Source organism: Leclercia sp. S52 (assembly GCF_039727615.1).
GTDB lineage: Bacteria > Pseudomonadota > Gammaproteobacteria > Enterobacterales > Enterobacteriaceae > Enterobacter > Enterobacter adecarboxylatus_B.
Window position 1 is genome coordinate 2367246 of sequence record NZ_CP152474.1, and the last position, 20924, is coordinate 2388169.

20 protein-coding genes and 1 pseudogene are annotated in these 20924 nt (G+C 59.7%); 14 read left to right on the forward strand and 7 right to left on the reverse strand.

The genetic code is table 11. The features are described 5' to 3' along the window. Positions 1–103: 103 nt before the first annotated feature. Positions 104–451, reverse strand: coding sequence for an HNH nuclease YajD (gene yajD, locus AAHB66_RS11355; RefSeq protein ID WP_106992874.1), 348 nt, complete (start codon positions 449–451; stop codon positions 104–106). A 53-nt stretch (positions 452–504) separates the two neighbouring features. Beyond that, on the reverse strand, positions 505–1719 hold the full coding sequence (locus AAHB66_RS11360) for an MFS transporter (RefSeq protein ID WP_347116327.1): 1215 nt from the start codon (positions 1717–1719) through the stop codon (positions 505–507). Between the two features lie 425 nt (positions 1720–2144). Here AAHB66_RS11360 and AAHB66_RS11365 point away from each other — a divergent pair. After that, positions 2145–3852, forward strand: a pseudogene (locus AAHB66_RS11365) (ABC-F family ATP-binding cassette domain-containing protein). A 39-nt stretch (positions 3853–3891) separates the two neighbouring features. Here AAHB66_RS11365 and AAHB66_RS11370 read toward each other — a convergent pair. Continuing rightward, on the reverse strand, positions 3892–4491 hold the full coding sequence (locus AAHB66_RS11370; protein ID WP_059307925.1) for an inorganic diphosphatase: 600 nt from the start codon (positions 4489–4491) through the stop codon (positions 3892–3894). A 274-nt stretch (positions 4492–4765) separates the two neighbouring features. Here AAHB66_RS11370 and adhP point away from each other — a divergent pair, with 274 nt between their 5' ends. Next, complete coding sequence (gene adhP / locus AAHB66_RS11375) at positions 4766–5776, forward strand: alcohol dehydrogenase AdhP (RefSeq protein WP_337015059.1); 1011 nt, start codon at positions 4766–4768, stop codon at positions 5774–5776. Between the two features lie 33 nt (positions 5777–5809). On the opposite strand, the gene AAHB66_RS11380 is transcribed toward adhP, so the two are convergent. Continuing rightward, on the reverse strand, positions 5810–6316 hold the full coding sequence (locus tag AAHB66_RS11380) for an Rrf2 family transcriptional regulator (RefSeq protein ID WP_347116329.1): 507 nt from the start codon (positions 6314–6316) through the stop codon (positions 5810–5812). Positions 6317–6516: 200 nt separating this feature from the next. Here AAHB66_RS11380 and AAHB66_RS11385 point away from each other — a divergent pair, with 200 nt between their 5' ends. The 9 genes from AAHB66_RS11385 to AAHB66_RS11425 all read left to right on the forward strand — a co-directional run bounded on the left by AAHB66_RS11385 (position 6517) and on the right by AAHB66_RS11425 (position 16336). Further along, positions 6517–7719, forward strand: coding sequence for an NAD(P)/FAD-dependent oxidoreductase (locus AAHB66_RS11385; RefSeq protein WP_347116330.1), 1203 nt, complete (start codon positions 6517–6519; stop codon positions 7717–7719). 144 nt (positions 7720–7863) lie between these two features. Beyond that, a complete protein-coding gene (locus AAHB66_RS11390) occupies positions 7864–9483 on the forward strand; it encodes a TIGR04028 family ABC transporter substrate-binding protein (RefSeq protein WP_347116331.1) in 1620 nt (539 codons plus the stop codon). A gap of 10 nt (positions 9484–9493) precedes the next feature. Next, positions 9494–10438: an ABC transporter permease gene (locus tag AAHB66_RS11395; protein ID WP_347116332.1), complete on the forward strand. Its 945-nt coding sequence runs from the start codon at positions 9494–9496 to the stop codon at positions 10436–10438. After that, positions 10435–11286, forward strand: coding sequence for an ABC transporter permease (locus tag AAHB66_RS11400; protein ID WP_347116333.1), 852 nt, complete (start codon positions 10435–10437; stop codon positions 11284–11286). Before AAHB66_RS11395 ends, AAHB66_RS11400 begins: the two co-directional genes overlap by 4 nt. Further along, positions 11283–12884 carry an ABC transporter ATP-binding protein gene (locus tag AAHB66_RS11405; RefSeq protein WP_347116334.1) on the forward strand — a complete coding sequence of 534 codons (1602 nt, stop codon included), beginning with the start codon at positions 11283–11285 and terminating at the stop codon, positions 12882–12884. The genes AAHB66_RS11400 and AAHB66_RS11405 overlap by 4 nt, the downstream gene beginning before the upstream one ends. After that, positions 12881–13870 (forward strand): putative FMN-dependent luciferase-like monooxygenase, encoded by a 990-nt coding sequence (locus AAHB66_RS11410; protein ID WP_347116335.1) that lies wholly within the window; start codon positions 12881–12883, stop codon positions 13868–13870. Before AAHB66_RS11405 ends, AAHB66_RS11410 begins: the two co-directional genes overlap by 4 nt. A gap of 9 nt (positions 13871–13879) precedes the next feature. After that, positions 13880–14971 carry an alkylhydroperoxidase domain protein gene (locus tag AAHB66_RS11415; protein ID WP_347116337.1) on the forward strand — a complete coding sequence of 364 codons (1092 nt, stop codon included), beginning with the start codon at positions 13880–13882 and terminating at the stop codon, positions 14969–14971. Between the two features lie 98 nt (positions 14972–15069). Further along, positions 15070–15663 (forward strand): TetR/AcrR family transcriptional regulator, encoded by a 594-nt coding sequence (locus AAHB66_RS11420; RefSeq protein WP_347116338.1) that lies wholly within the window; start codon positions 15070–15072, stop codon positions 15661–15663. Positions 15664–15736: 73 nt separating this feature from the next. Beyond that, positions 15737–16336, forward strand: coding sequence for an NAD(P)H-dependent oxidoreductase (locus AAHB66_RS11425; RefSeq protein WP_347116339.1), 600 nt, complete (start codon positions 15737–15739; stop codon positions 16334–16336). A 109-nt stretch (positions 16337–16445) separates the two neighbouring features. Here the strand turns inward: AAHB66_RS11425 and araJ are convergent, their stop codons facing one another. After that, entirely contained in the window at positions 16446–17621 is a 1176-nt protein-coding gene (gene araJ, locus AAHB66_RS11430) for an MFS transporter AraJ (RefSeq protein ID WP_347116340.1), read from the reverse strand. 208 nt (positions 17622–17829) lie between these two features. Here araJ and ppk2 point away from each other — a divergent pair, with 208 nt between their 5' ends. The 3 genes from ppk2 (at position 17830) to AAHB66_RS11445 (ending at position 19337) form a co-directional block, all read left to right on the forward strand. After that, positions 17830–18648: a polyphosphate kinase 2 gene (gene ppk2, locus AAHB66_RS11435; protein WP_347116461.1), complete on the forward strand. Its 819-nt coding sequence runs from the start codon at positions 17830–17832 to the stop codon at positions 18646–18648. A 177-nt stretch (positions 18649–18825) separates the two neighbouring features. Beyond that, positions 18826–19014 (forward strand): hypothetical protein, encoded by a 189-nt coding sequence (locus AAHB66_RS11440; protein ID WP_347116341.1) that lies wholly within the window; start codon positions 18826–18828, stop codon positions 19012–19014. Further along, a complete protein-coding gene (locus AAHB66_RS11445) occupies positions 19014–19337 on the forward strand; it encodes a CcdB family protein (RefSeq protein ID WP_347116342.1) in 324 nt (107 codons plus the stop codon). Before AAHB66_RS11440 ends, AAHB66_RS11445 begins: the two co-directional genes overlap by 1 nt. Before the next feature lie 46 nt (positions 19338–19383). Here the strand turns inward: AAHB66_RS11445 and fdnI are convergent, their stop codons facing one another. Both fdnI and fdxH read right to left on the reverse strand, forming a co-directional pair. After that, the gene (gene fdnI, locus AAHB66_RS11450; RefSeq protein ID WP_347116343.1) at positions 19384–20040 is read right to left on the reverse strand and encodes a formate dehydrogenase-N subunit gamma; all 657 of its coding nucleotides are present in this window, start codon (positions 20038–20040) and stop codon (positions 19384–19386) included. After that, on the reverse strand, positions 20033–20917 hold the full coding sequence (gene fdxH, locus AAHB66_RS11455; RefSeq protein ID WP_347116344.1) for a formate dehydrogenase subunit beta: 885 nt from the start codon (positions 20915–20917) through the stop codon (positions 20033–20035). Before fdxH ends, fdnI begins: the two co-directional genes overlap by 8 nt. Positions 20918–20924 lie beyond the last annotated feature (7 nt).

A 20924-nucleotide genomic window follows, 5' to 3' on the forward strand; every position in this document is an offset into this window, starting at 1 on the left:
AAAAGGCAACATAAGTTGCCTTTTTTTATGTTTGCGCCCTCTCCCTGTGGGAGAGGGTTGGGGTGAGGGCATCAGGCCGCACATCCCTCCGACAACGCGATCATTACTTCTTCTTATTCAACATCGCCTGTAAATCGGCAAACGGGTTGTAGGTCGCCGCGCCTACATCTTTTTGCGCGTCTTCACCGGCGACCACGGTGGTACCGTACAGATCCGCTTCCGTGTATTTGGAATGCTCGTGATCGTGGCAAAACAGACACAACAACTCCCAGTTACTGCCATCTTCCGGGTTGTTGGTATGGTCGTGATCGATATGGTGAACCGTTAATTCACGCAGGTTCGAATAAACGAACTCCCGCGAACAACGTCCGCATACCCACGGATAGATTTTTAATGCTTTCTCGCGGTAGCCGCTTTCAAGCCGCGCGTAGTTTTTCGGGATCAGAGCCATTGCTGAAGTTACCTGTGGCAAAAAGCTAATTTTACGCCAGTACGGCCGGGAATTCACCTGCGTTCACTGGCGCTACTCAGGGTTTCTGTGAGCTGGCGCTGCGTTACCCACCAGAACACCAGGGCCAGCAGGCTGACCAACGCCCCCAGCATGCACACCCCCTGCCAGCCAAAATGAGCATAAGTGACGGTCGTGCCGATGGCCCCCAGCCCGCTGCCTACGGCATAAAACAGCATGTAGAGCCCCACCAGGCGGCTGTGGGCGTCCGGGCGGGTGCGAAAAATCAGGCTCTGATTGGTGACGTGCAGCGCCTGACCGCCCAGGTCCAGCAGCACGATGCCGATGACCAGCGCCCAGAGTGACACCGGCATCAGCGACAGCGGCCACCAGGCCAGCAGCAGCGCCAGGAGCGCCAACCTGCTGGTGCGGCGGGCATAACCCCGATCCGCCCACTCCCCGGCCCGGGCGGCGGCCAGCGCGCCGACCACGCCCGCCAGCCCGAACGCGCCAATCGCGGTATGCGAAAAGCTGTAGGGCGGCGCGCTCAGGGGCAACACTAACGCGCTCCAGAAGATGTTAAAGGCAGCGAACATCAGCAGCGCCAGTGTGCCCCTCACCTGGAGTACCTTCTCGTCACGCAGCAGGGTCAGCATCGAGGCCAGCAAACGGGGATAACTCAGCGCGCGTGAGGCCGGAGGCAGGACGGGCAGCCGTCGCCACAGCGGGATCGCAATCGCCAGCATCAGAAGCGCGGCGCAGAGGTAGACCCCGCGCCACCCTGCCAGATCGCTGACGCCCCCGGCAAAGACCCGCGCCAGCAGCAGACCGATGAAGACCCCGCCCTGGGCCGTTCCCACCACCCGGCCCTGTTCATGAGGGGCCGCAGCGCTGGCCGCATAGGCGATTAGCCCCTGGGTCATCGCCGTACCGAGCAGCCCGACGGCGAGCATGCCTGACAGCAATACCGGCGCGGACTGCGCCATCCCCACTGCAATCAGGGCGACGATCAGGGCCAGCATTTGCAGCGCCATCAGGCGGCGGCGATCCAGCCGATCGCGCAGCGGCACCAGAAACAGCAGCGCCAGCGCACAGCCCAGCTGGGTGGCGGTGATCACCCCGCCCACCGCCGCCTGGCTGATGGCGAAATCCCGCGCCAGGGCGTCGAGCAGCGGTTGAGCGTAATAGACATTCGCCACGCTCAGGCCGCTGGCAATGGCAAATAGCCACATCAGGCTGGGTGATATACGCGCGTTCAGGTGCTCATTCATGCGGTCAGCTTCCTTTAATTTGGTTGCATAGTGAAACCAAATTAAAGATAGGACGGTAGGTTTTAAAATGCAACTACATTACTCGAAACCCTCGGTGCGGCCTGATGCCCTCACCCCAACCCTCTCCCAAAGGGAGAGGGAGCAAACCTCGCGCCCCCTTGCCCGCCATACCAAACCCCGCTACACTCCTTTCATTCATCAACCCACTGAATATAAAAGGAGGCTAATTATGCTGTGCTGTGAAATCTTTGATATTTCACTTCACCTTGGTGATCGCACCTGCTCAAGCGTTATCGGTTTCGTGCTGCGATAACTTCGGCTTGAGCGAAGACACCTAAGACTGAATCCCTTCTCTCGGGCTTACCGGGTTATCGTCAGCGATGTATGACGAGGCATTTTTATGCCTGTAACTCTTGAGTAAGCAAATGAGCACATTACTGACTGCACTTTCTCTCCGTGTTGATACCGCCTTTGACACGCTGTTCAACGACCTCACCTTTAGCCTGAAGAAAGGCGACCGCATTGGTCTGCTGGGCGATAACGGCTGCGGCAAAAGTACCCTGTTGAAGATCCTCGACGGCACAGACACGCCCCTCTCCGGAACGGTCGCGCTGGCCGGACACTGCCTGATGGCACGGGTGGAGCAACATCTCCCGGAATCTGTCTATCCGCTGACCATGATCGACGCGGTGCTGGCGCAGCTTCCGCTGGCCGAGCGCGAAAGCCTGCGCTGGCGGGCGGAAACATTGCTGGCGGGCATGGGCTTTACCCCGCAGGACACCGGCCTGCAATCGGCTACCCTCAGCGGCGGACAGCACACCCGTCTGCTGCTGGCGCGGGCGCTGATTAACGAGCCGGATCTGCTGCTGCTGGATGAACCCAGCAACCACCTCGACCTGCCCACGCTGCTGTGGCTGGAACAGTTCTTACAGAACTGGTCCGGCAGCTTTGTGCTGGTGTCGCACGACAGGCAGTTACTGGATGCCGTCACCAACGGCAGCTGGATCCTGCGTGACAAAACGTTGCACTACTTCGCCCTTCCCTGCACCCGTGCGCGTCAGGCCCTGGCGGAGAAGGATGAAAGCGACGCCCTGCGTCATAAAGCCGAGCAAAAGGAGATCGACCGGGTCACTGCCAGCGCCAAACGGCTGGCGACCTGGGGCAAGGTCTACGACAACGAGGATCTGGCCCGCAAAGCCAAGCAGATGGAACGTCAGGTGGAGCGGCTGAAGGAGAGCCAGACGGCGCTGACCTCCGGCACTCCGTGGACCTTGACCCTGCGCGGCGACGCGCTGCGGGCCGACCGGCTGCTGGAGATCGACGCCCTCGACGTGCCGCCTGCACCGGGCCTGCCGGCGTTGTTCTCGGCAGAAAACGTCCGGCTCAAAAGTGGCGATCGGGTGGCGATTGTCGGGCGCAACGGCTGCGGCAAATCCTCTCTGATGCGCCTGATCTGGCGGCAGTGTATTACCAGCGAAACGCATGCCGGGTTGAAGATCCACCCCCCGTGTGGCAATGGGCTATTACGACCAGACCCTGCACCAGCTGGCGGATGACGCCACCCTGATCGAGGCCCTGGAGCCGTTCGCCCCCAACCCGCAGGAGCGCAAGATGGCGCTGATCTCCGCCGGCTTCGCCTGGGCCCGGCACGGGCAAAAGGTCAGTACCCTCAGCGGCGGGGAACGTTCGCGGCTGCTGTTTATTGGCCTGACCCTGGCCCGCTTTAGCCTGCTGATGCTCGACGAACCGACTAACCATCTGGATATGGAAGGTAAAGAGGCGCTGGCCGAAACGCTGCAACAGTTCGAGGGCGGCGTGCTGCTGGTCAGCCATGACCGACAGCTCATCAGTCAGAGCTGCAACCGCTTCTGGCTGATAGAAAATGGCCAGCTCAGCGAATGGCACGATGCCGACGCGGTGTTTGCCCGCCTGCGGGACGGCAACGGACAGGGTGCTGTGCCGGTTCAGGCCGCGCGGCGTGATGAACCCGAGGCACATGACGATCTGCTGGAACGGTTGATTATGCTGGAGACGTTGCTGGAAGAAGATCGGCTGCGTAAGCCTAAACATCAGAAGCCGCAGCTTCAGGCCCAGTGGCAGGAGGAGATTGCCGCGCTGACGGCGCAACTGTAGGAAATCGCCCGGCGGGTAGCCGCCGCCGGGCCATTTTTTTTACTTCGGCTGATTCGTTTTCCAGGCATCCCATGCCTGTTTAATTTCCTGCTTCGCGGTGGCGGCATCGTTAAAGCCGTTCAGCTCCACCGACTTGCGCCCTTCCGGCAGCTGCTTGTAGACACGGAAGAACGACTCCAGACGCTGCTGCTCAATCTTCGGCAGATCGCTCAGCTCTTTGATGTCGTCATAGGTCGGGTCAATTTTGCTCGCCGGTACGGCCACGATTTTGTCGTCTTTCTCGCCGCCGTCAATCATCTTCAGCACGCCAATGGCGCGCAGTTTAATCAGGGTGCCCGGGGCCATCGGTGCGCGGGTATAGAAGATCACGTCCAGCGGATCGCCATCGCCCGCCAGGGACTGGGTCAGCGAGCCGTAGTTTGCCGGGTAAGCGACAGGCATCGACTGGAAGCGGTCGGCGACGATAAAGCCGGTTTTGGCATCCGTTTCATACTTAATAATTCCGCCCGCAGGGATTTCGGTGACGGCGTAAAACTCTTCCGGGTTGTTATCAGGCTGTGGGAATTCGAGGATATTTTGCGCCTGTACGGAAGCCGACAGGAGGACGCTCACTGCGAGAAGTTTTTTTACCAGATGCATTGTCTTGTTAACTCTTCGGTTTTTAAGAAGACCACACCTTACGGTTGCGAAATGTCAGAAAAATGACAGTTTCACTGCAGAAATGTTCTCCCTCCATTGATTATGGTTATTACTTATTCTGCTAACACCGTTGCGCTAAATCCTCGTTAAATGATGACATTATGTTTCACAGCCCTTGCCTCAATCATTAAAAAAATTAATCCTAAAGAGGTATGTCGCGCTGTTGGACGCCATACCTGCCTCGCAGATCCTCATTATGAAAATGGAGAAACATATGAAAGCTGCTGTCGTGACAAAAGACCATCAGGTAGAAGTGACCGAGAAAACCCTGCGCCCGCTGAAGCACGGCGAAGCGCTGCTGAAGATGGAGTGCTGTGGCGTCTGCCACACCGATCTTCACGTTAAGAACGGCGATTTTGGTGATAAGACCGGTGTGATCCTCGGCCATGAAGGCATCGGGGTCGTCAAGGAGGTTGGGCCGGGCGTGACCTCGCTGAAACCGGGCGATCGCGCAAGCGTAGCGTGGTTCTTCGAAGGCTGCGGCCACTGTGAATACTGTAACTCCGGCAACGAAACCCTGTGCCGTACCGTGAAGAACGCCGGGTATTCCGTGGACGGCGGCATGGCCGAAGAGTGTATCGTCACCGCCGATTATGCAGTAAAAGTGCCGGACGGACTGGAATCCGCCGCCGCCAGCAGCATCACCTGCGCCGGGGTGACCACCTATAAAGCGGTGAAAGTGTCGGAGATCAAACCCGGCCAGTGGATTGCCATTTATGGCCTCGGCGGGCTGGGCAACCTGGCGCTGCAGTACGCCAAAAACGTCTTTAACGCTAAGGTGATCGCCGTTGACGTCAACGATGAACAGCTGAAGCTGGCCTCAAGCATGGGGGCCGATCTGGTCGTTAACTCCCGCAGCGACGATGCCGCGAAATTCATTCAGGAAAAAACCGGTGGTGCCCACGCTGCGGTAGTGACAGCGGTGGCGAAAGTCGCCTTTAACTCGGCGGTGGATGCCGTTCGTGCCGGTGGCCGCGTGGTGGCGGTCGGCCTGCCGCCGGAAGCGATGAGCCTGGATATTCCGCGTCTGGTGCTGGACGGTATTCAGGTGGTGGGTTCGCTGGTCGGCACCCGTCAGGACCTGACCGAAGCCTTCCAGTTTGCCGCCGAAGGCAAGGTTGTGCCGAAAGTGGCGCTGCGTCCGCTGGGGGATATCAACGCCATCTTCAAAGAGATGGAGCAAGGCCAGATCCGCGGCCGTATGGTGATTGATTTCCGTTCATAAGTTGAATGCCCGGCGGCGCTGCGCTTGCCGGGCCTACACATTACGCCGATCCGCAATCCACTCCTGCACCTCAATCTGAAAGGTATCCGGTGCCTTACGGTACATTTTGCGCGCCAGGTCGAGAATGGTATGCCGCGCCAGCTCCTCTTCCATCCGCTGCTGGGCGCTGTCCATCACCGAACGCACGCCGCAGGGCCCGTCGCAGACCCATGCCGGGGGCGTTTCGTCGAACACCGCCAGCCGCTGACGCACTTCCCGACACTCAAACATGTTCTTCTCGCCGTCAATGGCGTGGGCCACATCCAGCACGGTGATCAGTTCCGCAGGCCGTGCCAGCCGGAAACCGCCGCCCTTTCCTTCGGTGCTGCTCACCAGCCCGGCGCGCGACAGACGCGTGAAGATCTTGCCCAGATAGTCGTAGGGCACGCCCTGTAGCGCCGCCATCTCCCTGACGCTCATCTCGCGGTCGTTCCCTTTCGCATCCACCATGGTCATCAGGCTATGAATGCCGTACTCCACACCGGAACTGTAAAAAGCCATGCTTAACTCCGAAGTTATTATTCCTGGTCATTATAGCTGCGTTCGATGAAAGAAAGACAGTCACATTCCCCTGCGCCTTCTAACCCCCTGTTTTTACACTCTTAGAACATTTAACTCAGAAAGAAGTTGTCGCAGTTAACTCCGACAAGTATAGTTGCAGTCACGTCAGCCACAGGGCCTGATGAGGAAAAGGATCGAAGATGAAGAAGCAAATTTTAATTGTGGGCAGTGGTTTTGCGGGTATGTGGGCTGCGGTGAGCGCCGCGCGTCTTGCTCATTTAACGGGCAGCGACGACCTGCAAATTACCGTGCTGGCACCCCGTCCGGAACTGCGGATCCGCCCGCGCTTTTATGAAGAGCAGGTCGCGGGCTATGCCGCCCCGTTAAGCGATCTCTTTGCTGAGCTGAAAATTCATTTTATTGCCGGTTCCGCTGAACGCATTGACGCTAAAGAGAAAAGCGTCTGGTATCGCGATCCTCAGGGCAACGTGACGCTGGCCACTTACGATCGTCTGATTGTGGCTACCGGCAGCCAGACCCGCCGCCCGGCCATTGCCGGACTGGCCGAACATGCCTTTGATATCGACCAGCTGGAATCCGCTCAGGCTTTCGAAAATCACCTTGATTCACTGGCCTCACGCCCTTCCACGGCGGAACGTAACACCGTGGTGGTGTGCGGGGGTGGTTTCACCGGCATTGAGTTGGCCACCGAACTCCCTGCCCGTCTGCGGACTCGTTTTGGAGAGGATACACAGACTAAGGTTATCGTAGTTGAACGTGGTACCGTGATTGGCGGGCGCTATAGCGAAGAGCTGCGCCGCACTATCGAAGAGGCATGCCATGAACTGGGCGTGGAGTGGCGTCTTAACAGTGAGATCGAAGCCATTGATGCCCGCGGCGTCACCCTGAAAGACGGTGAGCGCATCCCTGCCGCCACCGTGGTCTGGACGGCAGGAGTGGAAGCCCATCCCCTCAGCCAGCAGATTGCGGGCGAGCGCGACGGCCAGGGGCGCTTGATGGTCAACGAGTGCCTGCAGGTGCCAGCCCACCCGGAGGTCTACGCCACCGGGGATATGGCTCATGCCCGCACCGACGATCTCGGTAACACGGCGCTGATGACCTGCCAGCACGCCATCCAGCTGGGCAAATTCGCCGGGCATAACGCTGCGGCCAGCCTGCTGGACGTGGCTCCCTGTCCCTATCGACAGGTGAACTACGTCACCTGTCTCGATCTGGGCGGCTGGGGTGCGGTCTACAGCGAAGGCTGGGAGCAGAAGGTGAAATGCGTCCGCGATGAGGCGAAGAAAATCAAAATCGCCATCACCAACGAGCTGATCTACCCCCCGGCGGCCGACCGCGCAGCGGCCTTTGCCGCCGCCGATCCGCTGGCAAAATTTGTCTAGCCCCTGCTAACCGCGCCGCCCCCCGGGGCGGTGTTTTTATTGCCACTTTCTGCAAATCCTTAGCTCAATTCCTTGGTTCCTTTCTTTTCAGCTCCGCCCGAAGATGCTTTCGACGCTAACAAGAAAAAACATAAGGAATTCACCATGCAAACCCCATTTCGCCTGCCGCTGCTGACGGCGCTCATTCTTGCGACGACGGCGGCTTATGCTGCCGATACCCCGGTTAAAGGCGGCACGCTGGTCTATCTGGAGCAACAGGCGCACACCAACCTCTATCCCCCGGCGGGCGGGTTTTACCCCAACGGCGGGATCCTGAATCAGGTAACCGACAAACTCACCTGGCAGAACCCGAAAACGCTGGAAGTGGAGCCGTGGATCGCCGAGAGCTGGTCCACCAACGCCGATAAAACCGAATACACCTTTAAGATCCGCCCCGGCGTGACCTTCTCCGACGGCACGCCGCTGGACGCGAACGCGGTAGCGAAGAACTTCGATACCTACGGCAAAGGCAACAAGGCCCAGCGCCTGCCGGTGTCGGAAGTGATCAACAACTACGACCACAGCGAAGTGATCGACCCGCAGACGGTGAAGTTCTACTTTAAAAAGCCGTCCCCGGGCTTCCTGCAGGGCACCGCCACCATTGGCTCGGGTCTGGTCTCCCTGAGCACGTTACAACGTAACTTTGAAGAGCTGGGCGATGCCCGCCATATCATCGGCTCCGGTCCATTCGTCGTGAAAGACGAAAAGCTGGGCCGCGAAGTCAATCTCGAGGCGCGCAAAGACTATGCCTGGGGGCCGAAAAACCTTGCCCAGCAGGGCCCGGCTAACCTGGACGGCATCACCTATCTGGTGACGCCAGAAGACAGCGTTCGCGTTGGCGCGCTGCTGGCCGGACAGGCCGACTTTATCCGTCAGGTGCAGGCCTATGACGAAAAACAGGCCACCGAACAGGGGTACCACATCTATGCCGCCCCCACCCGCGGGGTGAACGACAGCATCAGCTTCCGCCCGGATAACCCGCTGGTGGCCGACGTGCGGGTGCGCCAGGCGCTGCTGCACGCCACCAACGCGAAGCAGGTGGTCGAGACCCTGTTCTCGCCGAACTACCCGCAGGCCAAATCGGTGATTGCCGATTCCGCCGCAGGCTATGTCGATCTCAGCGACAAGCTGACCTTCGACCCGGCCAAAGCCAGCAGCCTGCTGGATGAGGCGGGCTGGAAAGCGGGCAGTGACGGCATCCGCGCGAAGGACGGCCAGCGCCTGGCCCTGACCATCTATGAATCCCTGCCGCAGCCGCAGAATAAAGAGGTGTTACAGCTGGTGGCCCAGCAGTGGCGTCAGGTGGGCGTCGCCCTGAGTGTGAAGGCCGGTGACGCGGGTAGCCACGTTCTCGACAACCTCGATCCGCTGAAAACCCCGCTCACCGTCTCGGAAGTGGGCCGCGCCGACCCGGACGTGGTGAAGAGCATGTTCTATCCGAATAACCGCGATGCCCTGCTGCAAAAAGGGGGCTCCAGTGACAAGGTGACCAGCTTCCGCGACGACAAGCTCAACGACCTGCTGGTCAACATCTCCTCCGAAGTGGATCCGCAGAAGCGCCTCCAGCTCACCGGCGATGCCCAGCGCTACCTGCTGGATAACGCCTACGTGATCCCGATCTTCGAGGAGCCGCAGGTGTTCGCCGGTGCGCCCTGGCTGAAAGGGGTGAGTTTTGAAGCGGTCGGTCGCCCGTCGTTCTACGGCGCGTGGATCGAGAAACATTAAGGAGTCGACGATGAGCCACTATCTGCTGCGACGGGCCGGGCTGGGGCTGCTGGTGCTCTGGGCGGCGTTCACCCTGTCGTTCGTGCTGCTCCAGGTGCTGCCGGGGGACGCGGTGCTGATCAAGTTCCAGAACCCGGACCTCGGCCTGAGCCCGGCGCAAATCGAAGAGATGCGGATTGCCTACGGGGCCGACAGCCCGCTGTGGCAGCAGTATCTGCACACCCTCGGAGCGATGCTGCGCGGCGATTTTGGCTTCTCGGTGCAGGCGGGCGTGGCGGTGAGTGAGCTTATCGCCACCAACCTGCCGGACACCTTAAGCCTGGCGCTGCCCGCCTTTGCGCTGGCGGTGGTGCTGGCCTTCTCCCTGGCGCTGGCCTCGCGCCTGCCGGGGCTGCGCTGGCTGAGCAACGCCATCCAGTCCCTGCCGGTGCTGTTTATCTCCCTGCCGACCTTCTGGCTGGGGATTGCCCTGATACAGCTGTTCTCGTTCCAGCTGCGGCTGATCCCGGTGATTAACCCAACCCCGCTGCAGGGGCTGATCCTGCCGATTGTCACCGTCGCCATACCGATATCCGCCCCGCTGGCGCAGATCCTGATGCGCAGTCTGGATCAGGTGGCCGCCCAGCCGTTTGTGGCGGTAGCGCGGGCCAAAGGGTTGAGCGAAACCGCCGTCCTCTGGCGGCACGTCACCGGCAACGCCCTGCTGCCGGCGCTGAACATCGCCGGGCTGCTGCTGGGCGAGCTGATTGCCGGGGCGCTGATCACCGAAACCGTGTTTGGCCGCAGCGGACTGGGGCTGCTGACCCAGCAGGCGGTGAATAACCAGGATATCGCCGTGTTACAGGCGGTGGTGATGATTTCCGCCCTCGGCTTTGTGCTGATTAACCTGCTGGTGGATCTGCTGATGCCGCTGTTCGATCCCCGCCTGCAAACTGTGACCGGAGGTGCTGCATGAGCCTTGTTGATTATGCTGCGGCGGCGCGTAAACGCATTCCCGCCTGGCGCGGATTGCGCTGGCAGCCGGGACTGTGGCTGGCCTGGGCCATTATCGCCGCTGCCGCGCTGGCGGCCATCGCGCCGGGGCTTTTTACCCATTTCAGCCCGATTGAAGGCATTGCCGGCGCGCAGCGGCTGGCTCCCCAGGCCGACTACTGGCTCGGCACCGACCAGCTCGGGCGCGACGTTTATACCCGGATTATCTATGGCGCCTCGCACTCCCTGAGCGCCGCGCTGGTGGCGGTGGCGATGGGGCTGTTTATTGGCACCGCCATCGGCGTGATTGCCGGAGCCTTTGCCGGACGGGTGGAATCGGTGCTGATGCGCCTGGTAGACGTTCTGCTTGCCATCCCCTCGCTGCTGCTGTCCCTGACGGTGATCATTCTCCTTGGCTTTGGTACGGTGAATGCCGCTATCGCCGTTGGGGTGGCGTCCATCGCAAGCTTCGCCCGCCTGGCGCGCGGTGAAGTGGTGCGCATCCGCCACACCGATTATGTCGAAGCGGCGTTTGGCAGCGGGGGCACATTCTGGACGGTGCTATGGCGCCACATTCTGCCCAACTCCCTGACCGCGGTGCTGGCCTTTGCCACCCTGCAGTTTGGTCAGGCAATCCTGGCGCTGTCGACCCTCAGCTTCCTCGGCTACGGCACCCCGCCGCCGATCCCTGAATGGGGCCTGCTGATTGCCGAAGGACGTAACTACCTCTCAACCGCCTGGTGGCTAACCACCTTCCCCGGCCTGGTGGTGATCGCCGTGGTGCTGGCCACCAACCGTATCAGCCGTCAGTTAAGCGGAGGTCGCTCATGACCGTGTTATCAGTGGAAAACCTGACCCTCAGCTATCGCACCGGTAGCGAGTGGCGCGAAGTGGTGCATAACGTCAGCTTTACCCTCGGGCGCGGCGAGATGCTGGCCTTTGTCGGTGAATCCGGCTCCGGAAAAACGACTACCGCTCAGGCGATCATCGGCCTGCTGGCGGATAACGCCCGCCGCGACGCCGGCAGCATCCGTCTGAACGGGGAAGATCTCAGCCAGTGGTCGGCAAAACGGCTCGACAGTCTTCGCGGAGCACGTATCAGCCTGGTGCCGCAGGATCCGGGTAACTCCCTCAATCCGGTGAAAACCGTCGGTGCCCAGGTGGGCGAGATCCTGCGTCTGCATCAGAAAATCAATAAGGCCGAGTGCGACAGCCAGGTGCTGGCCCTGCTGACCAAAGTGGGCCTCAGCCACCCGGAACAGCGGATGAAGCAGTTTCCGCATCAGCTTTCCGGCGGCATGAAGCAGCGGGTGCTGATCGCCATCGCTATTGCCCTGCGCCCGGACGTGATCGTCGCCGATGAACCCACCAGCGCGCTGGACGTCACGGTGCAGAAACGCATTCTCGATCTGCTGGACCTGCTGCGCCGGGAATCCGGCACCGCGGTGCTGTTCGTCACCCACGACCTGGCCCTGGCGGCCCAGCGGGCCGACCGGCTGCTGGTATTCCGCCACGGCGAAGTGCAGGAGCACGGCGCGACCGCCGACGTGGTACGCGCCCCGCAGCACGCCTATACCCGCCAGTTGCTGAGCGATCTGAACGGCCAGCGGCTAACCATCGCTCCGGTGGCGGGTCGCCCGCTGGCCTCCCCGGCGATCCGCGCCGAGGGGATCAGCAAACGCTTTGCGCTGGGCAAAGGCCATCAACTGCAGGCCCTGGATAACGTCAGTTTTGCCGTACAGCGCGGCAGCACCCACGCTTTGGTAGGTGAGTCGGGTTCGGGTAAAACCACCCTCGCGCGTATCCTGTTGGGCTTTGAGCAGGCCGAAAGCGGCCAGGTGATTATCGATGATATCGATGCCACCACCCTCAGCCACGAGGCGCGTCGCCAGCTGCGGCAGAAGATCCAGTTCGTCTATCAGAACCCCTTTGCCTCGCTGGATCCGCGCCAGACGCTGTTTGAGATCATCGAAGAGCCGTTGAAAAATTTCGTCCCGGTCAGCAAAGCCGAACGCGCCGCCAGGGTTGAGAGCGTCACCCGGCGGGTGGCTCTGCCGCCGGAGCTGTTAACCCGCACCGCGCGGGAACTCTCGGGTGGACAGCGGCAGCGTGTGGCCATTGCCCGGGCCCTGATCCTCGAGCCGACCATTCTGGTGCTGGATGAGGCCACCTCGGCGCTGGACGTCACCGTACAGGCGCAGATCCTCGCCCTGCTCCAGCAGCTGCAACAGCAGCTGGGCCTGACCTATCTGTTTATCACCCACGATCTGGCGACCGTCCGGCGCATCGCCCACAGCGTCACCGTGCTGCGCAGCGGTCAGGTCGTGGAGCACGGCGCGGTGGGTTCACTGTTCGCCACCCCGCAGAACGCCTATACCCGCGAGCTGATCGACGCCATTCCCCATTTTTCACAGAAGGAGTACGCATGACGCGTAAACGCCTGGGTTTCTTCACCCGCCTGCTGGACGATGTGCCAGCCAAAGAACGCTATCGCCTGGCGACAGAGCAGATCCGTCATGCCGAACGCTACGGTTTTGACACCGCCTGGATTGCCCAACACCACTTCCACGAGCATGAGGGCGGCCTGCCGTCGCCGCTGGTGTTCCTCGCCCATGTCGCGGCGTTTACCACCCGCATCCGCCTCGGCACCGCCATTATTACCCTGCCGCTGGAAAATCCGCTGCGGGTAGCGGAAGACACGGCGGTGCTGGATCTGCTGGCCGACGGGCGTCTGGAGGTGGGGTTTGGCTCCGGCGGGACGCCGACCTCGTTTTTACCGTTCGGGCTGACCATTAACGAGCGGGCGGCGACCTTCGCCGATCACCTGCACCTGATTAACAGCGCCTGGCGCGGGGATTCCCTGACCCATCCGGATAATCATCTCTACCCGCCTGCGCCAGGGCTGACGGAGCGGGTGTGGATTGCCACTTTCTCGGTGGAGGGTGCAGTGCGTGCCGCCCGGCAGGGGCACGGGCTGATGCTCTCCCGCACCCAGCCCCGCCCGGCGGATAATCTTGCGCTGCCGCTGGATGCGATCCAGAACCCGATTATCGACGCCTATCTCGACGCCCTGCCGTCCGGCGTGGCCCCGCGTATTCTGGCCTCACGCACCGCCTTTGTCGCCGATAGCGATGCGTACGCCCTGAAGGTGGCCGAACCGGGTCTGACCCGCCAGGCGCAGCAGCATCAGGCTGCCGGGCACCCCCTTACTGGTGACACTGTCACGGATTATATCCGCCAGTTCGATGCCCATATCGGCGCGCCGCAGACCGTGCTCGCCTCGCTGGCGCAGGATTCGGTGCTGGCGCGCGCCACCGATATTTCGTTCCAGGTGCATTCGGTTGAGCCGTCGCATCAGGACACCTTACGTTCGATAGAGTTAATCGCCGAGCAGATCGCCCCTCATCTTTTATAAGGAGTCACCATGGCTTTAAGTCAGGATATTCTCGCCGAACTGGCGGAGATCGCCCCGGGTTCCCCGCTGGCACAGGCACGACTCACCCGCGAGGCGGCAACGCGTCACGCGCAGGGGAGCTACGAAACCTTATTCAGTCAGCAGAGTGCTGATTTTGCGCTGGACGAACGCTTTGCCGTGGCGGCAAAAGTGGCGAAATGGCATAACGCCGACGCGCTGGCGGCCCACTACGCCGGGTTTGGTCTGGCGGATCCGACCTCATTGCGCCTGACCCCCGCCCTGACCTTCGCCCGCCTGCTGACCTTCTCCCCGGTCGAAGCCACGCCCGGGGCGATCAATGCGTTGACCCTCGCGGGCTGGAGCAAAGAGGGCATTGTGACCCTGGCGCAGCTGATCGCCTTTGTCAGCTTCCAGAGCCGCCTGATCGTCGGCCTGCGTCTGCTCAATGACAAACCGGTGGCGGCTAGCGACGTTCCGGTGGTGGCGGGCCACTGGCACACCGTGCCGCTGACCAAAAACGGCAAAGCCGCGCCGGTGGCCTTTACCCAGCAGGAGCTGGGCTGGGAGCCGTGGCTGGAACCCAAACCGCTGGCGGAATTTACCCCCGACGAGCAGGCGATCCTCGCGAAATTCGGCCATACCGACTCCGACTATTTCCGCCTGCTGGGACGCAACTTGCCAGTGCTGGAGCAGCGAACGCTGACCGATAAAGGGATTTTCTTTACGTCGGGCGGGCTGTCCCGGGCGGAGCGAGAGCTGGCCGCCACGGTGACCAGCAAGGTCAACGGCTGCATTTACTGCGCCTCTGTTCATGCGCGGAAGGCCAGCCAGCTGTCGAAGGACGATGATGCCGTGGAAAGACTGCTGGCGGTCGAGCCGGGTCAGTCGCTGAGCAGCGGGCAGTCGCCGCGCTGGCAGGCGGGGATTGATTTTGCTGCCGCGCTGTCGGTAACCCCGCCTGCGGTGACGCCGGGACATCTGGCCGGGCTGGAGCGTCAGGGGCTGGATACCCTCGCCCAGCTGGATCTGGTTCAGTCCGCGGCCTTCTTCGCCTGGGCTAACCGGTTGATGCTCACTCTGGGTGAACCCTCATTGCCGTGAGTTCCTGCAGGCTCCCGCTACGGGAGCCTGTGATATCATTCAGCCTCGCCAGTAAACCGTGTAAACTACCTTTAGTAGACAACGGGCGCGAGGGAAATATGGTTGTTAAGCGGTTAAGAAAAGAGGATCGCCGTGTGCAGCTGCTGGAGGTTGCACGTGGGATTGTACGTCAGCAAGGCACCGAGGCGCTGACGCTGGGGTATCTGGCCGAGCGGGCTAACGTCACCAAGCCTATTCCCTACGATCACTTCGGCGATCGGGAAGGGTTGTTGATGGCGCTGTATCAGGATTACAGCGACCAACAGTTAAAAAAATTCCGTGAGACGCTGAACGTCGATAACAAAACGCTGGAAAAGACTGTCCGCTTTTTCAGTGCCGCCTATATTGATTGCGCGATCAGCGCCGGGCCAGAGACAGGGCCCATCGCCGCTGCACTCTCCGGCTCCCGGGCCCTGCTGACGTTTCGGGAGGCCTGCGTCGCCGAATGTGCAGACTGCCTGCGCATGGCGCTCTCCCCCTATATCACCCTGAAAGGGGTGGAGGGTGAAGCAGCGCTGACGGCCATCATTGGGGCGGCGGATGCGCTTAGCACCGCCGCGAGCAACGGCGTACTGGCGCGTAATGTCGCGGAAAATATGCTCAGCGGGGCGATGTTTGGCGTACTGAACAGCTGTACCGACAGCACAAAATGAGAGCGCAGACGAATTGACACCTAAGTTACCAATAGTAATATAGGTGGCAGGTTAACTCCGTGCTGAGGTGGTTATGTCTGGAACAAATGTCATTGATAATGCGCTGATCGTGACGGCTCACCCTGTTGAAAATTCCTTATCCCACACGCTGGCAGCGCGAATTGCCGCGCGCCTGCGGGAACAAGGCACTCAGGTCGAAATTGCCGATCTGCATGCCGAAGCCTTCACGCCTTCTATGCTACGTCCCGATCTTGCGCTGTATCACGGGGATGCCAGCGCCCTTCCCGCCGATATTCTGCGTGAGCAACAGCGAGTGGAGCGGGCAGATATGCTGGTGTTTGTCTTCCCGGTGTACTGGTGGTCGGTTCCTGGCCTGCTGAAGGGCTGGTTTGACCGGGTGCTCACCCTGAACTGGGCCTACAAAGTGGCGGAAGATGGCCGGATTGTGGGTAATTTACGCGATGTTCCGGTACGCCTGATCGCCACCGCGGGCAGCGATCTCAAGGGCTTCGATAAGCACGGTTATTCCACGGCGATACAAACCCAGTTAGTCGAAGGTGTTTTTGGCTTTTGCGGCCTGAAGAACGTCAGGCTGGATATTCTCTATGAGGCAGACACTGCCTCGTCAGAACAGGTTGAAGATTTCCTGAAAAAGCTCGAAAGCGTTATGTGAGTGCGTTTTGCCGGGTGGCGCTTTGCTTACCCGGCCTACAAAAGCCAGGCCGGGTAAAACGTAGGCCCGTGCAAGCGCAGCGCCGCCGGGCAATCCGCGCGCACGTTGCTCAGGCTAACGCCCGGGCATTCCCCCCCGCCCGGCGGGCTTTCAGATACCCATATATCAACAGCGACGACATGGCGCAGAACGACAGTGCAGCCGCAGGCAAGGTCACGTAACTCCAGCTAAAGCCCAGGGTAATCATCATCCCGCCAAAGTATGCGCCAATGGCGCTGCCGAGATTAAACGCTACCTGGCCCCCCGCCGCGCCGAGCATCTCCCCACCCTGCGCATTTTGCAGAAGCAGGATCTGCAACGGTGCCGCCAGCGCAAACAGACCGGCACAGCAGATAAAGCCCATCACCAGCGAGGCCGCAGGCAGCTGACCGAAGGCAAACAGCAGCAGCAGCGACAGCACAATCACCAGATCGGTGATCGCCGCAATCCGCAGCGGGCTGTAGCGCCCCGAGAGCTTGCCGCTGAACAGGTTCCCCAGCACCATCCCGAGCCCCATCAGCATCATGATTGCGGTCATCACCCCTTCGGAAAAGCCCGACACGTTGATCATGAACGGCTTAACAAAGCTGAACCAGGCAAAGACCCCGGCGTTACCGAACATGGTGGCGGCAAAGATAAACCACGGCTCCGGCTTTTTCAGGAAGTGGAACTGCTCACTCAGGCGGGTTTGCGATTTATCAAAGGTCTGCGGCACCCACAGGACGATCGATACCATCACCAGCAGGTTAAAGGCGGCGATCAGGAAGAAGGTGTAGCGCCAGCTGAACTGATGCCCGAGCCAGGTTCCGAGCGGCACCCCCGCCAGGTTGGCGACCGTCATCCCGGCAACCATCCCCGCTACCGCCAGCGTCACTTTGCCCGGCGGCGCGATGCGCGAAAGGATGATGGTGCCGACGCCAAAGAATGCCCCATGCGGAAAGCCGGAGACCAGCCGCCCGATGGCCAGCATGGTGTAGGAGGTAGAGAAGGTGAAAATCGCATTGCCTATAAGGCACAGCGTCACCAGGAACAGCAGGATCGACTTTAAGGAGAACTTACTCGAAAAGAGCGCGATGATCGGTGCGCCAATCACCACCCCAAAGGCGTAAAACGAAATCATATTCCCGGCGGAGGGAATGGTGATCCCCACGTCTCGCGCCAGCTCGGTTAACACACCCATAATGCCAAATTCAGCCATGCCCAGGCCAAAGGTGCCAAGTGCTAACGAAAACACCGTCTTTTTCATACCACAACCAGTTGTTAAAAAATTGCAACAGCCATTATCGACCAATCTTGTATGGTGAGCCAGTTCAAATCGCGCCGCTGGCCGATTCCTCCATCAATTCGGGTGGGCTGTGAATATTTTTCACCAGGGCGCTCAGCCCTGATTACACTTCAAAGTGTTATGTCTCACCGTACCGTCAGACTCCCCGTAAAGGAACGCATCATGGCAGATAAAGATAAGAAGAAAAGTAAACCCGCTGCGAATATCGCGCCCCCCCGTCCCGCTTAAGCGTAAGGAGTACGAACAAGAGCTTCATCGCCTGCACGTGGAGCTGGTTAAGCTGCAGCGCTGGGTGGTGAGCAAGGGCCTGAAGGTGTGCGTGGTCTTTGAAGGGCGCGATGGCGCCGGTAAAGGCGGCACCATCAAGGCGCTGACCGAACGCGTTAGTCCGCGCGTATTCCGGGTGGTCGCGCTGCCTGCCCCGACCGAGAAAGAGAAAAGCCAGCTTTACTTCCAGCGCTATGTGCCGCATCTGCCGTCGGCAGGTGAAATCGTGATTTTCGACCGCAGCTGGTACAACCGTGCGGGCGTGGAGCGCGTGATGGGCTTCTGTACCGAGGAACAGGTCGAGAAGTTTCTCGACGGTGCGCCTATCATCGAAAAGGCGATGGTCGATGCGGGCATTATTCTGATCAAGTACTGGCTGGAAGTGACGCCCAAAGAGCAGGAGCGCCGTCTGCGCGACCGCATCAACGACGGGCGCAAAACCTGGAAACTGTCGCCAATGGACGTTAAATCCTTCAACCGCTGGGATGAGTACACCGAGGCGCGCGATGCGATGTTTGCCGCCACCGACACCGCCTGGGCCCCGTGGTTTGTCGCCCGCTCCGAGGATAAAAAGCGCGTGCGGCTGAATATTATCTCTCACCTGCTGACGCAGATTCCTTATAAGGATTTGCCGGAAGAAGAGGTTAAATTACCGAAACGTAAAATCGGTAAAATTAAGCCAACCGCTTATCCGTTCCGTTATATTAAAGAGAAGTTCTGACTGTTACTGCCCTCCTGGTTATTTATCGGGAGGGTGCTTCACAATAATCTTGCCTGATTTCACCGTATTGCTTTTGTCTGGAAGCGTGCTCGCAATTCCTGAATTACCAGGGGAGTCGGTATTGTTTTTTATGGTTGGCGGTTGATAATGGCTGCACCAATACAGGAGAGAATAACAATGAAACTGGATATTCCGCAGAGCAGCGCAATCAAAGAACACTTAACTGGCGTGGCACCGCGTCCGCCACTAACGGCAGAAGAGAGAATTGAGCAACGCAGACGTGATAAGGAATTCATGCAAGCAATGAATGAATTTGTTGCGAAGGCTGGCTTACTGTCTGACGATCCCTTTTTCGGAGGGATTTAATGTGCTTTCAATTTGACGTTTACCGTAACCCATCAGGCAGAACAAGCGAATTGCATCCCTACCTGATGGTAATCCAACACGATTATTACGATGATTTATCGACCCGCTTAATTCTTCCATTAAGTTATCGCAATAATCTATCGGGGCATATTAATCCGGCATCCGCCGTCATTAATATCGATTTCCAGACGTTATTTATGAATACACCTGGCATTACCAGCGTGGAGAAAAAGAAGCTCACCAGTAGATATTTCGTCAGTAATATGCAAAGTGCGAGGGCCCGGATAGTTGCAGCAATCGATGCCTTAATCACCAACACCTGACCTCCCCAAAACCCGCTCCGAAACACAGTCCGGAGCGGGGGGGCACTTACTTCATCCCTTCACTAACATCTTTTTGCGCTTCCAGACGCTCCACGTCCCGATACCAGCGCGGATGGTGTTTCTGCGCCCAGCGGCGGCTCACCTTGCCTTCGATCATCCCTTTAATCGAGCCTTTGACCCAGAACGCCATATACATATGGATCAGAATGGCGTGAATCAAAATAATGGCCGAAGTGGCGTGGATCAGCAGGCTATAGCGCACCACCTGCATCGGGAAATAGTGGGCAAAGTACGGACGCCAGATAATGACCCCGGTCACCAGCAGCACGAAAATCATGCTCATGATGGTCCAGAACATCATCTTCTGACCAGCGTTGTACTTACCCACTTTCGCGACTTTATGCTCGTTGCCTTTCAGTACCTCAACAATGCCCTTCACCCACGGGATGTCCTGCTTGTCCGGGATGTTGTGATGCACGAAACGCACGAACATAAACATCAGCACCACGAAAATCAGCACCCCAAAGAACGGGTGCAGGATGCGTCCCATCTGCGGCGTACCGAAGGTCTCGGTCAGCCACTGCAGCGTCGGGAAGAAGAACGAAATCCCCGATACCGCCACGAGGAAGAAGCAGATCACCACCGTCCAGTGACAGGCGCGGTCGACAAACTTCGTGCGCACGATCATCTTTGACTTACTCATGATGCTCCTCCTCATCGTCATCCACCTCTTTGTTCGGCCCGATCCCCACGTAGTGATAAATCAACCCGGCAAAGGTGGCGATAAAGCCCGCTGCAGCGAGCGGTTTCAGCGCCCCTTTCCACAGGTTAATGGAGGTATCGATCGCCGGATCCTTCGGCAGTTTGTGATACAGCTCCGGCTGGTCGAGATGGTGCAGGACATACATCACGTGCGTCCCACCCACCCCTTGCGGGTTGTAGACGCCCGCGTTGGCATAGCCGCGCGCCTTCAGCTTATCGACCCGCTGCTGGGCAACGTCCAGCATCTCCTTCTTGGTGCCAAAGTGAATGGCCCCGGTCGGACAGGTTTTCACGCAGGCCGGCTCCTGACCGACGCTGACGCGGTCCACGCACAGAGTGCATTTATAGACCCGGTTATCCTCTTTATTGAGGCGCGGCACGTTGAACGGACACCCGGCGATGCAGTACCCGCAGCCGATGCAGTTATCCTGCTGGAAATCGACGATGCCGTTGGCGTACTGAATAATCGCCCCGGCGGACGGACAAGCCTTCAGGCAGCCCGGATCCTCGCAGTGCATACAGCCGTCTTTGCGGATCAGCCACTCCAGCTTGCCGTTCTGCTCGGTTTCGCTAAAACGCATCACCGTCCAGGATTTGGCGCTCAGATCGGCCGGGTTGTCGTACACCCCGACGCAGTGCCCCACCTCGTCGCGGATATCATTCCACTCGGAACAGGCCACCTGGCAGGCTTTGCAGCCCACGCAGGAGGAGACATCGATAAGCTTTGCCACTTCCGCTTTGTAATCCCGCGCACGAGGCGCGGGGGTAAAGCCGTTGGTGGCGGAGCGTTTGATGACGTCTTGTGTTTCCATCGACATTACTTCG